Origin of the sequence: Bradyrhizobium macuxiense (genome assembly GCF_001542415.1) — a bacterium.
GTDB lineage: Bacteria > Pseudomonadota > Alphaproteobacteria > Rhizobiales > Xanthobacteraceae > Bradyrhizobium > Bradyrhizobium macuxiense.
The window spans coordinates 114613-126200 of record NZ_LNCU01000120.1; the positions used below are offsets into that span (position 1 = coordinate 114613).

General features: G+C 64.8%; 13 protein-coding genes and 1 pseudogene. 2 read left to right on the plus strand and 12 right to left on the minus strand.

Annotated elements, in window-relative coordinates:
• Together AS156_RS37330 and AS156_RS37335 are read right to left on the minus strand one after the other, a co-directional pair.
• Positions 1–609 (minus strand): DNA translocase FtsK 4TM domain-containing protein (locus AS156_RS37330; RefSeq protein ID WP_245313235.1); only part of this gene is annotated, 609 nt, incomplete at its 3' end.
• Positions 610–631: 22 nt separating this feature from the next.
• Positions 632–1858, minus strand: a complete 1227-nt coding sequence (locus AS156_RS37335) for an aminotransferase class I/II-fold pyridoxal phosphate-dependent enzyme (RefSeq protein ID WP_066514982.1) — start codon at positions 1856–1858, stop codon at positions 632–634.
• A gap of 287 nt (positions 1859–2145) precedes the next feature.
• Here AS156_RS37335 and AS156_RS37340 point away from each other — a divergent pair, with 287 nt between their 5' ends.
• On the plus strand, positions 2146–2919 hold the full coding sequence (locus AS156_RS37340) for a GGDEF domain-containing protein (RefSeq protein WP_066514985.1): 774 nt from the start codon (positions 2146–2148) through the stop codon (positions 2917–2919).
• A gap of 164 nt (positions 2920–3083) precedes the next feature.
• Here AS156_RS37340 and AS156_RS37345 read toward each other — a convergent pair whose 3' ends face one another.
• The 9 genes and pseudogenes from AS156_RS37345 to AS156_RS37380 all read right to left on the minus strand — a co-directional run bounded on the left by AS156_RS37345 (position 3084) and on the right by AS156_RS37380 (position 9168).
• Positions 3084–3488 carry a GFA family protein gene (locus tag AS156_RS37345; protein WP_066514986.1) on the minus strand — a complete coding sequence of 135 codons (405 nt, stop codon included), beginning with the start codon at positions 3486–3488 and terminating at the stop codon, positions 3084–3086.
• Between the two features lie 200 nt (positions 3489–3688).
• Positions 3689–5152 carry an ammonium transporter gene (locus tag AS156_RS37350; protein ID WP_066514988.1) on the minus strand — a complete coding sequence of 488 codons (1464 nt, stop codon included), beginning with the start codon at positions 5150–5152 and terminating at the stop codon, positions 3689–3691.
• 42 nt (positions 5153–5194) lie between these two features.
• Positions 5195–5533: a P-II family nitrogen regulator gene (locus AS156_RS37355; RefSeq protein WP_066514990.1), complete on the minus strand. Its 339-nt coding sequence runs from the start codon at positions 5531–5533 to the stop codon at positions 5195–5197.
• 514 nt (positions 5534–6047) lie between these two features.
• Positions 6048–6650, minus strand: a complete 603-nt coding sequence (locus AS156_RS37360; protein WP_066514993.1) for an ATP-dependent Clp protease proteolytic subunit — start codon at positions 6648–6650, stop codon at positions 6048–6050.
• 56 nt (positions 6651–6706) lie between these two features.
• Entirely contained in the window at positions 6707–7063 is a 357-nt protein-coding gene (locus AS156_RS37365; RefSeq protein WP_066514996.1) for an SRPBCC family protein, read from the minus strand.
• Positions 7060–7374: an ArsR/SmtB family transcription factor gene (locus AS156_RS37370; protein WP_066514999.1), complete on the minus strand. Its 315-nt coding sequence runs from the start codon at positions 7372–7374 to the stop codon at positions 7060–7062. The genes AS156_RS37365 and AS156_RS37370 overlap by 4 nt, the downstream gene beginning before the upstream one ends.
• Before the next feature lie 64 nt (positions 7375–7438).
• Positions 7439–8002, minus strand: a 564-nt coding sequence (locus AS156_RS45415; protein WP_430641839.1) for an ammonium transporter, incomplete at its 5' end; no start/stop codon positions are given.
• 1 nt (position 8003) lies between these two features.
• Positions 8004–8765 (minus strand): annotated as a pseudogene (locus AS156_RS45420) (ammonium transporter); the annotation flags it as partial.
• 64 nt (positions 8766–8829) lie between these two features.
• A complete protein-coding gene (locus tag AS156_RS37380) occupies positions 8830–9168 on the minus strand; it encodes a P-II family nitrogen regulator (protein WP_066515001.1) in 339 nt (112 codons plus the stop codon).
• Positions 9169–9484: 316 nt separating this feature from the next.
• Here AS156_RS37380 and AS156_RS37385 point away from each other — a divergent pair, with 316 nt between their 5' ends.
• Positions 9485–10402, plus strand: a complete 918-nt coding sequence (locus AS156_RS37385; protein ID WP_066515002.1) for a GYF domain-containing protein — start codon at positions 9485–9487, stop codon at positions 10400–10402.
• A gap of 47 nt (positions 10403–10449) precedes the next feature.
• Here AS156_RS37385 and tesB read toward each other — a convergent pair whose 3' ends face one another.
• On the minus strand, positions 10450–11313 hold the full coding sequence (gene tesB, locus AS156_RS37390; RefSeq protein ID WP_066515003.1) for an acyl-CoA thioesterase II: 864 nt from the start codon (positions 11311–11313) through the stop codon (positions 10450–10452).
• Positions 11314–11588 lie beyond the last annotated feature (275 nt).

Genomic DNA, 11588 nt, shown 5'->3' on the forward strand with positions numbered 1-11588 from the left:
GTCATCGTCGGCGAGCGGCGACTCGTCCGGATCACTCTCCTTGGCGCCCCAGCCGCAGGCGAACAGGAACGCGGCCGCCATCGCGGAAAACAGGATGAGGCCGAGCACGAAGCGGTAGATGAAGCCGGGCGGTCCGAACACGACGGCCGGAGCGCGCACCAGCGCGTCACCGACGACGCCGCCGAGCCCGGTCGGCAGCGGCCATGCCGTGTTGTGCGGCCAGCAGCTGGCAAAGCCCGCCGCAAGCACCGTGCACAGGATCCAGCAGCCGAGCCGCAGCGCCTCGCGATCGAACGGACGGTGCGTCAGCATCCGCCAGCCCCACACCGCGACGGGGAGGATCAGCATGATCGCGCCGAGCCCGAGAATCTGCATCAGCAAATCGGCGCCGATCGCGCCGGGATACCCGACGACGTTGCGGATCGCGCGCGAGGTGGCGTGGCTCAGCGACGGATCCTGCACCGACCACGTCATCATCGCCGCGGCGATGACGCCAGCGAGCGCAATCAGCCCGAGTCCGGTCAGTTCGCGCAGCCGCCGCGCCAGCGACTCGCGCATGGAGTGCGGCAAATGGCCGACCAGGGGGATGACACGTTCGATCGCTGCCATGCTCAATCTTTGCGCTTCGCGATTAATCCAGGGTTTCGACCAGCCGGTGCAAGGCCTCGGCGGTCGATTGACTGTCGGAGACGAGCGCAAGGCGGATATAGCCCGCGCCCGGATTGGAACCGTCGTTCTGCTCGCGCGCCAGATAGCTGCCGGGAATCACGCGGACACCGGCGTCGCGATAGAGTCTGACAGCCGCGGCCTCGTCGCCGCCGCGCTGCGAGACGTCGAGCCAGACGCAGAAGCCGCCCGCGGGGCGCTTGTAGCCGTAGCGATTGCCGAGGATCTGGTCGGCGAAATCGAACTTGATGCGATAGAGCCTGCGGTTCTCCTCGACATGCGCCTCGTCGCTGTAGGCGGCGACGGCGACATGCTGCAGCGGCACCGGAACCTGCGGCGCCGCGACGTTGCGCAGCTCGTGGAACGCGGTCAAAAACTTTCTATCGCCGGCGGCGAAGCCGACGCGCATGCCCGGCAGGTTCGAGCGCTTCGACAGCGACTGGAACGCAACCACATTGGTGAAGTCGGGTCCGGCGCATTCCAGCGCGCTGCCCGGCGCCTCGCGGGTGTAGATTTCGGAGTAGCACTCGTCGCTGAGGATGATGAAGCCGAAGCGGTCGGCGAGCTCCTTCAGGCGCGCGAAATAGGCGCGCGAGGCGACCGAGCCTTGCGGGTTGGCGGGCGAGGCGATGAAGAACGCCACGGTGCGCGCCCAGGTCGCCTCGTCGATCGAATCGAGATCGGGCAGGAAGCCGTTGGCGAGCGTGGTCGGCAGATAGATCTGCTCGCAGCCAGCGGCGCGGGCGCCGGCGCCATAGGCCGGATAGAACGGGTTCGGCATCAGGATCGCCGGCCGGCCTTTTCGCGGGGCGACATAGCGTGCTGCGGTGATCGCGGCGAAGAACAGCCCCTCGCGGCTGCCGTTCAGCACCATTACCTCCCTCTCGGGATCGACCGCGCGCGGCAATTGGAACCGGCTGGACAGCCAGGCGGCCACCGCGCGGCGGAACGGCTCGATGCCCTTGGCAATCGGATACCGGCCGAACTCCGCGGTATGCTTTGCCAGCACCGGCCCGACGAAATCGGGTACGGGGTGCTGCGGCTCACCCAATGACAGCGTAATCAAGGGCTTAGCCGGCTGATAGGGTGCCAGCAGCTCGGTCGTGCGCAGGAACGGGGAACGCTCGGCCTGGCCGGCGGGTGCAACATTGCCGGCGCCCTGCGCCGCGCCGGATGAGGCGGTCATTGCCATGTTTGAGGCGCCAGTACTTTCACTGCGGTCGGGGGTGAGGAGGTCCGACCGTAAACTGATCAAATCACCATAGATAGGGCGAGGTTAAGACGCGATTAACCATCGGCCGTCGGGTGTGATCTGCCGGCGATCCCAAGGTTGCAGCACGGCATACGCCGGCAATCGGCACGCATTTGAACGTCTCGCTTTACCCGCCATTAAGGCCAGCTTGCGCTGCACAAGTTCCTTCAGCAATTGGCAAGACGCCCGGACGAATGATCCGTCATTCGAAAAGCGCGCGCAGGGGCATGGCCATCAAGATCGAAACACACGGCGATGTGCTGCGCCGCACCGGCAAGGTCGTGGCGGTCGCAGCGGCGGCGAGCGCCGTCATGTCGTTCACCATGGTCGCGCTGGCGTTCGGCCGCGACCTCGCCGCGCCGATCACGGTCGGGCAGATGCAGCTGTTCGGACTGACGGCAGGCACCTTCATCGCGGTGTCGCTGAGCGGCGCGATGTCCTATCGCGCTGGTCTTTTGATGCTGGAGCTGGCGCAAACGCGCCGCGAGCTTGCGCAGATCTCGCAGACCGATCAATTGACCGGCCTCCTGAACCGGCGCGGCTTCGATGCCGAGGCTGCCGCGGCGCTTGACCAGGCGCAGGCCGATGGCGCGTCGGCGGCGGTGCTGATGTGCGACATCGATCATTTCAAGTCGATCAACGATCGCTACGGGCATGAGATCGGCGACAGGGTGCTGGTCGCGATCGCCGACGTGCTGCGCCAGTTCGCGATCCGGCGCGGCGCCCTGGTGGCGCGGTACGGCGGCGAAGAATTCGCCGTGGTCCTCACCGGGCTCAGCCACGAGCAGGCCGCGCATCGCGCGGAAGAAATCCGCCGCGACTGCGCGGCGCGGACGATCCTCGACGACGTCACCCAGCTCCCCGTCACGATCAGCATCGGCTTCACCGTGAAGCCGAGCGGCTTCGATCTCGGCGACCTCATGCGCACCGCCGACCAGGCGCTCTACGCCGCCAAGCGCCACGGCCGCGATCGCGTCGAGCGCGCGCGCGATGCGGCTTGAAGAGGCCGCTTGATGGGGCTTCTCGCGAGTCGTCATGCCCGGGCTTGACCCGGGCATCCATCAATCGGGAAAGAATTTTGCGAAGCGGGATGGATGGCCGGGTCAAGCCCGGCCATGACGGCAGTAGCAGGTGTATGGCGCTCCCGTAGCACGCGACGTGAAGTCTACCGCGCCGGCAGCTTCTCGAATGCCGGCATGCCTTCGGGCACGTGGTGGAAGGACTGGATGTCGCAGGTGTAGATCGCGACCTTCGGATTGAACAGCTTGGGATCGTCGAGGGTCCCGACCTTCAGGATCGCGGCAGGCAGGCCGGGCGCCTTGGTCACCAGATGAGTGCCGCACTCGGGACAGAATTCGCGCGTCACGGCGCGCTTGAGATCCTGGCGGGTGAATTGCTTGGGTTCGCTCGCGGTGTATTTGAACCCGGCGATCGGCATTGCCATGAACATGTTCGGCCCGCCGCCGGTGATGTACTGGCATTCCCGGCAATGGCATTGCGCCGCCATCATCGGCTCGCCCTCGGCCTCGTAGCGCACCTTGCCGCAATAGCAGCCGCCTGCGACCTTCATGACGTCCTCCCTTTGTTGGTCGGCCCAACCGGATCATTCCGTTGTTGGGGGCCGTTCGGGTAATTTTTTATCAAACCACGGCAAAAAGAAAGGGGCTCCAACTTGCGCTGGAGCCCCTCAACGGTCCGGACATTGCCGGGTATGTGCCCGAACCGTAGTTCTGGACTCGACCCCGGAGGGAGCCAGAGTCCCGGGAGAACTCACATGTTGTAAGCGCGCTCCGTGTGCTCGGTGATGTCGAGGCCTTCACGCTCCGTCTCGACATTGGCGCGCAGGCCGACGATCACGTCGACGACCTTGTAGAGGATCGCCGAACCGATGCCCGACCACACCAGCGTGGTGCAGACGGCGGTGATCTGCGCGATCATCTGCGCGGCGAAGTCGTAGTCGGCGACCTTCGGCGGGATCGCGGTGTAGTCGATGATGCCGGTGCCGCCGAGCGCCGGGTTGACCAGGATGCCGGTGCCGAGCGCGCCGACGATGCCGCCGATGCAGTGCACGCCGAACACGTCGAGCGAGTCGTCATAGCCGAGCGCGTTCTTCACGACCGTGCAGAAGAACAGGCAGACCACGCCGACCACGAGGCCGAGCACGATCGCGCCCATCGGACCGGAGTAACCGGCCGCCGGCGTCACCGCGACGAGGCCCGCGACCGCGCCGGAGAGCGCGCCGAGCAGCGAGGGATGGCCCTTGATGATCCATTCCGCGAACATCCAGGACAGCGCCGCCGCGGCCGTGGCCACGAAGGAGTTGGTCATGGCGAGCGCGGCGCCGCCATTGGCTTCGAGGTTGGAGCCGGCGTTGAAGCCGAACCAGCCGACCCAGAGCAGCGAGGCGCCGATCATGGTCATGGTCAGCGAGTGCGGAGCCATCAGCTCCTTGCCGTAGCCGACGCGCTTGCCGATCAGGAGTGCGCCGACCAGGCCGGCGATGCCGGCGTTGATGTGCACGACGGTGCCGCCCGCGAAGTCGATCGCACCCTTCTTGAAGATCCAGCCGGCATCGGCGTTGATCTCGTCGAGCTTGGCCTGGGCCGCGGTCTTCGCCGCACCGTCAGCCGCCGCGGCGAGCGCCTTGGCCGCATCCTGGATCGCGTCCGGACCGGGCCAGTACCAGACCATATGCGCGATCGGGAAGTAGATCAGGGTCGCCCAGAGCGGAATGAACAGCGCGATCGCCGCAAACTTCATGCGCTCGGCAAAGGCGCCGACGATGAGGGCGGGCGTGATCGCCGCGAAGGTCATCTGGAAGCAGAAATAGACCAGCTCCGAGATGTTGGCGTCGACCGAGAAGGTCGCGGCCTTCGAGTCCGTGGTCACGCCCATCAGGAAGGCCTTGGAGAAGCCGCCGATGAAGTCGGAGCCGCCGGTGAAGGCGAGGCTGTAGCCGTAGAGTGCCCAGAGAATGGTGACGACGCAGACCGTGTAGAACACCTGCGCCAGCACCGAGAGCATGTTCTTGGAACGAACCAGGCCGCCGTAGAACAGCGCCAGGCCGGGGATGGTCATCAACAGCACGAGCACCGTCGAGGTGAGCATCCAGGCGTTGTCGCCCTTGTTGATGGTTGGCTCAGCGTGGGCGGCGGTCGCGGCGAGGACGCCGACTGCGAGGGCCGCCAGTCCCGCGACCGTTGGTCTCGCGCCTTGGGGACGCTTGAACGTCATGTTGTCTTACTCCTGAGGTCTTTTATGGTTTGAGCGCGAAAATCAGAGGGCCGCGGCATCGGCCTCGCCGGTGCGGATGCGCACGGCGTGCTCGAGGCTGATGACGAAGATCTTGCCGTCGCCGATCTGGCCGGTCTTGGCGGCTGAGGTGATGGCGTCGATGGTCTTGTCGACCTGATCGGAGGCGATGGCGACCTCGATCTTGATCTTGGGCAGGAAGCTCACCGCATATTCGGCGCCGCGATAGATTTCCGTGTGGCCCTTCTGACGGCCGTAACCCTTGACTTCCGTCACCGTGAGACCGTGAACGCCAATGGCGGTCAGGGCATCGCGGACCTCTTCGAGCTTGAATGGCTTAATGATCGCCATAACAATTTTCATGAGTCCTATCCCCGCTTGGGCCCGGTGCGCGACACCGGGAGAATTGCGACTGAGGTTCACCACGCGGAGAGCTTCCACTACGCGGGCACAGCCGGGACCCTTAGAATCAAATGCCGTGCCAGATCGGCCGGCTCAGCTAATGGATTATGAATCCGAACCTTTTCCCGCTTTGCGGGAGGTCTGCCGCACTGCGCCATTCCGACGCGCCTAAAATATCATCACGGCTGTTTAAAACGCGGGCACGCCAGACTCCGGACACAATCCTGCCCAGCCGCGGGGCAGCGCGCGGGATCCGGCTGGAGCACCGGTGAGGTGGCTCCAATCTCCCCTTGAAAAGGGGAGGTCGCTTTGCTCGCCAGAGCAAAGCGGGTGGGGATCTGCTCTCTCCGCATGGAGCGTCGCTTGTGGCTGACCCCCATCCCGGCCTTCCCCCTTTCAGGGGGGAAAGCGAAGACGGACCTGCCGCCCGGATGGAGCCAACGGTTCGCGCGAACAGGCTCTGCGAAATTCCGCTTCAGACCGCCTCGCGCTCCCCGAAAATCTTGTCGATCAATCCCCACTCCAGCGCCTGCTGCGCGCTCATGAAGTGATCGCGGTCCAGGGTTCGTTCCACCTCCGCTTCTGGACGCCTGCAATGCTGGGCGTAAAGGCGGATGATGCGGCGCTTGGTCTCCTGCATTTCGGTGGCGTGGATCAGGATGTCGGAGGCCTGGCCCTGGAAGCCGCCGAGCGGCTGATGCATGTGAAGGCTGGCATTGGGCAAAGCGGCGCGGTGGCCGGGCTCGCCGGCCATCAGCAGGAACGAGCCCATCGAGCGCGCGGTGCCCATGCACAGCGTATGCACCGGCGCCTTGATGAACTGCATGGTGTCGTACATCGCAAGCCCGCTGGTGACCACGCCGCCATAGGAGTTGATGTAGAGATTGATCGGCTTGTTCGGGTTCTCGGCCTCCAGGAACAGAAGCTGCGCGCAGACCAGTCCGGACATCGCATCGTTGACCTCGCCGCTCAGGAAGATGATGCGCTCGCGCAGGAGCCTGGAATAGATGTCGAAGGATCGCTCGCCGCGGCTGGATTGTTCGACGACCATAGGGACGAGTTGCAGCATGTCGCGCATCGGCGACCTCCCTTTCAGCAGGTGATGAAGTCTGGCGGTTTGAGCGTTTGCGGGCGCTAGGCCGCGCGCATCAGGCAGCGGTTGTTGGTATTGGCCGGCTGCGGCTGAATCCGTCTGTTGTCGCAGGCTTCCTGGATGATGCGAAACCGGGTGCCGCCGGCCTCGTTCGGTTCGATCCGGAAAGTGACGTGGCTCTCGCGAAACGGCGGCTCGGAGTCGCGGAGCCGGTAGCGCACCTCTTCGCCCGCAACAGACGATTCAGGCTCGGCGCCGGCAAGATCGGCATCGGGCAGCCAGCGCTCGCGCAGCGCGGGAATGGTCACGGCGCGCCAGACCTTCTCGGGCGGCGCGTCGAGGTCATATTCGAGCACCAGGGAAGCGTCGGCGTGATCGGGTTTGGCTGCGTCGCTCATTGATCCATGTCCTTCAAGAGGTCGGCGAGCGCTTCCACGCGCTTCGGCCAGTAGGCGCGGTAGCGTGCAAGCCATGTCCCGATGGTGGCGATGCCGTCCGGGTCGACCTCGTAGTTCACGAAGCGGCCCTGCCGCTGTTCGCGCACGAGCCCTGCCGCGCGCAGCACGGCGAGATGCTGCGACATCGCCGGCTGGCTGATCTCCAACCCGTCGCGCAGCGCGCTGGCATTCAGGCTGCCGCCGGCGAGCTTTTCAAAGACCTTTCGGCGCGTGGGGTCGGCCAGCGCCTTGAAGATGTCGGCTTCGATCATGGCAACACATAAGCATACACTTATGTGTCGCGCAAGCCCGAACCGAACGGGAAGCTGAGCTGGCTTATTGCAGCGCTTCGCCGTGCTGTGTGATGTCCAGCCCCTCCAGCTCCTGCTGCGCCGAGACCCGGAGCGGGACGAAGGCGCTGACCAGCTTGAGCAGCACGAAGGTCACGCCGCCGCACCAGATGAACGTGACGGCGACGCCGTAGAATTGAATCAGGAGCTGCTTCGGATTGCCCTCGAGCAGGCCCGACGTGCCGCCGATTGCCGACGCCGCGAAGATGCCGGCGAGCAGTGTACCGGTCAGGCCGCCGATGCCGTGCACGCCGAACACGTCGAGCGAGTCGTCATATTTGAAGCGGTGCTTCAGCCAGGTGCAGGCCCAGTAGCAGACCAGACCGGCAATGATGCCGATGATCACGCCGTGCCACGGCGCAACGTAACCGGAGGCCGGCGTGATGGTGCCGAGGCCGGCGACCGCACCCGAGATCATGCCGAGCACCGACGGCTTGCGGCGGGTCGTCCATTCGATCGCGCCCCAGGTCAGCGCGCCCGCGCAGGCCGAAAGATGCGTAGCGGTGATCGCCATCACCGCGCGCGAATTGGCGGCGAGCGCCGAGCCGCCNGCCGTTGAAGCCGAACCAGCCGACCCAGAGCAGGCCGGTGCCCATCACGGCGAGCGACAGATCGAACGGCGACAGATTGTCATGACCATAGCCGTGCCGGTTGCCCATCACCTTGGCGGCGACCAGGCCGCTGATGCCGGCGGAGAGATGCACGACGAGGCCGCCTGCGAAATCCAGCACGCCCGCCGAAGCGAGGAAGCCGCCGCCCCACACCCAATGCGCCAGCGGCACATAGGCGAAGATGAACCAGCCGATCGAGAACAGCACATAGGCGGAGAAGCGCATGCGGTCGGCGACTGAGCCGGCGACCAGCGCGACCGTGATGATCGCGAACGTCATCTGGTACAGCATGAACAGCGCCTCTGGGATCGTCTTCGCCGCCGGATTGACGCTGTCCATCGTCAGCCCGGCGAGGAACCAGCGGTCGAGCGAGCCGAGCCACGGGCCATCGCCGACAAAGGCCAGCGAATAGCCGAAGGTGACCCAGAGGATCGAGACGATCGCAACCGCGGCAAGGCTCTGCGCCATCGTCGCCAGCACGTTCTTCTTGCGCACCATGCCGGAGTAGAACAGCGCCAGTCCCGGGATCGTCATCATCAGCACCAGCGCGGTGGCGACGATCATCCAGGCGGTGTCGGCGGCGTTGATGGTTGAACCGGCATTGCCCTGCGCGAAGGCCGGCGTGCCCATCGCGTACAGGATTGCAGCATTGATCGGCGCAGCGATTTTCGCTGCACGAAGAGCCCGTGCCCCCATCATCATTCCCCGGCGTATGGTGTTTGTGGCGCGCCGGCGTCGTTGTCGGCGGCGATCATGAATTTAAGCTTTAGAGCGCGTCGTTGTCGGTCTCGCCGGTGCGGATGCGCAGGGCGTGGTCGATCGGCGTCACGAAGATCTTGCCGTCGCCGATCTGGCCGGTGCGGGCGTGCTGGGTGATGACCGCGACCGCCTTCTCGGCGAGGTCGGTATCGACCGCGATCTCGATCCTGAGCTTGGGCAGGAAGTTCACGACATACTCGGCGCCGCGATAGATCTCGGTGTGGCCCTTCTGGCGGCCATAGCCCTTCACCTCGGTCACCGTCATGCCGTGGACACCGATCGCGGTCAGCGCCTGGCGCACCTCATCCAGCTTGAACGGTTTGATGATCGCGACGACGAGTTTCATGGTCAGGCCTTCATTTCCTTGAGGTTTTTCCGCAGACGCCCCGTCCCCAAAGCGGTGACTTGCCGTCCGGGGAGCGCCAATCTGCCGGCCAAGGAGCCAGCGTTCTACGGTCCCCAAATCTGGCATCTTTCTGGGCAAATGGCACAAAAAACTTGCAGGTTGAAGGGGAAAACGTGCGCAGCGCGTGAACCCCGTCACTATACGGGACGACAACCCTCGGCCAGAATATGGCTTTCTTACCCCGGCCAGCGGTCTCGCTGGCTTGTTCTGCCCCAGAGCGCATCCAAAGGCGCGCGCGCCCCGAGGAAAATAAAAAATGTCGAACCGAAACTGGTTTTATGCATCCGATGGCCAGCAAAAAGGTCCCCTCCCCGAGGCTCAACTCCGTGACCTGATCGCCCGCGGGATGGTGCGGCCCGATACCCTGGTATGGACCGAGGGCATGTCGGGCTGGCAGAAGGCCGGCGAAATTCCCGGTTTGATCCCGAGCATCGGTGCGCCGCCGGCGTTCCCGCCCGCGCAGGCCGGCGGCCCGTCGCCGGTGGTGGCGTCCGGAGGCTACAGCGGCGGAGCGCTGTCGATCGATTTCGGCATCTGGGAATTCGTCTGGCGCAGCCTCGTGTTCGCGATCGCAAGCGGCTTCGTCATCCCGTTGCCATGGATGCTGGTCTGGTATCTCAAATGGCTCATCCCGTGCCTGCACGTGCCCTCGCGGCCGAACCTCAGCTTCGAGGGCAGCGCGATGACGATCGTGCCCTGGTTCTTCGGCGTCGTCGTGCTGATCGTCGCGCTGTCGATGACCGGGATTCAGTCGCTCAACATCGTCGTGTTCCTGCTCGAGATCGCGCTGTACTGGCTGTTCCTGAAATGGCTGGTCGCCAACATCGCCTCCAACGGGCAGCCGCTCGGGCTGAGCTTCAGCGGCTCGTTCTGGGCCTATCTCGGCTGGACCCTGCTTGCGGTCATCTCGTTCATCACGATCATCGGCTGGGCCTGGGTCTACGCCGCGTGGACGCGCTGGTTCTGCAAGAACATCCAGGGCACGCGCCACGAGGTGACGTTCAACGGCACCGGATTGGAATTTCTCTGGCGCGGGATCGTGACCCTTATCGGCATCTCCTTCTTCATCCCGATTCCGTGGGTGTATCGCTGGATGATGCGCTGGATCGCGTCGCAGACCGCACTGGTCCAGCGAGGCGCGCAGCCGGCTGAGCGTCTGGAGCTTCGGTTCTGATAGGTCAGAACCGAAGCCCGTATTCCTGTCTTGCCGCGTTTCGCGGCTTACGCCTTGCGTTCGCGCACCGAGCCTTCCTGCGCGACCGAGGCCACCAGCGTGCCGTCGGGCTTGAAGATCAGGCCGCGCGTCAGACCGCGGCCTGATTGCGCGCTCGGCGAATCCTGCGCGTAGAGCAGCCATTCGTCGGCGCGGAACGGGCGGTGAAACCACATCGCGTGGTCGAGGCTCGCCGGCATCATCCGCTTGTCGAACAGCGTGCGGCCATAGCGGGCCATGACAGCATCGAGCAGCGAGAAATCCGACGCATAGGCCAGCGCGCACATGTGCAGCGCCGGATCGTCGGGCAGCTTCGCCGCGGTGCGGATCCAGACATTGATCCGGCCATCGTCGATCTTCTGGCCGAAATAGCGGCCGAGCTCGACCGGGCGCAGCTCGATCGGCCGGTCGGATTCATAGTAGCGGCGAATGAACTCCGGCATCTCCTTGAACATCGGCTGCTTCGACACTTCCTCCGCGGTCAGTTTCTCCGGCGGCGGCACGTCGGGCATCTTCTCCTGATGGTCGAAGGCGCCCTGCTCCTCAGCGTGGAACGACACCATGATCGAGAAGATCGCGTTGCCGTGCTGGATCGCGGTGACGCGGCGGGTGGTGTAGCTCTTGCCGTCGCGCAGCCGTTCGACCTGGTAGATGATCGGGATCTGCGGATCGCCGGGCAGAATGAAATAACAATGCAGCGAATGCGGCAGGCGGCCCTCGACGGTGCGGCAGGCCGCGACCATCGCCTGCCCGATCACCTGGCCGCCGAACACGCGCTGCCAGCTCGTCTTCGGGCTGTTGCCGCGGAACAGGTTCACCTCGAGTTGCTCGAGGTCGAGGATGGACAATAAGTCGATCAGACTCTTGGACATGGATGGCTTTCGGTTTGATGACACCCGTCATTCCGGGGCGACGCGCTAGCATCGAGCCCGGAATCTCGAGATTCCGGATTCACGCTCCGCGTGCCCCGGATGACCTGCAAGGGCTTGTTTCTGTCCCCTGTTTCGCCCAGCTAATATCAGGTAGCAAGCACAGTCTGAGAGCGCCGAACGCGTAAAGGAAGGGCATGCCGGGTCAGCGAAGTATTGTCATCTGCGGGGGCGCGTTTGCCGGGCTGGCACTGGCGGTGGCATTGCGCCAGGGGCTC

Coding starts and splice junctions, on each gene's coding strand:
- AS156_RS37335 (WP_066514982.1), bottom strand. CDS start 1,858: ATGGCAATGACCGCCTCATCCGGCGCGGCGCAGGGCGCCGGCAATGTT.
- AS156_RS37340 (WP_066514985.1), top strand. CDS start 2,146: ATGGCCATCAAGATCGAAACACACGGCGATGTGCTGCGCCGCACCGGC.
- AS156_RS37345 (WP_066514986.1), bottom strand. CDS start 3,488: ATGAAGGTCGCAGGCGGCTGCTATTGCGGCAAGGTGCGCTACGAGGCC.
- AS156_RS37350 (WP_066514988.1), bottom strand. CDS start 5,152: ATGACGTTCAAGCGTCCCCAAGGCGCGAGACCAACGGTCGCGGGACTG.
- AS156_RS37355 (WP_066514990.1), bottom strand. CDS start 5,533: ATGAAAATTGTTATGGCGATCATTAAGCCATTCAAGCTCGAAGAGGTC.
- AS156_RS37360 (WP_066514993.1), bottom strand. CDS start 6,650: ATGCGCGACATGCTGCAACTCGTCCCTATGGTCGTCGAACAATCCAGC.
- AS156_RS37365 (WP_066514996.1), bottom strand. CDS start 7,063: ATGAGCGACGCAGCCAAACCCGATCACGCCGACGCTTCCCTGGTGCTC.
- AS156_RS37370 (WP_066514999.1), bottom strand. CDS start 7,374: ATGATCGAAGCCGACATCTTCAAGGCGCTGGCCGACCCCACGCGCCGA.
- AS156_RS37380 (WP_066515001.1), bottom strand. CDS start 9,168: ATGAAACTCGTCGTCGCGATCATCAAACCGTTCAAGCTGGATGAGGTG.
- AS156_RS37385 (WP_066515002.1), top strand. CDS start 9,485: ATGTCGAACCGAAACTGGTTTTATGCATCCGATGGCCAGCAAAAAGGT.
- tesB (WP_066515003.1), bottom strand. CDS start 11,313: ATGTCCAAGAGTCTGATCGACTTATTGTCCATCCTCGACCTCGAGCAA.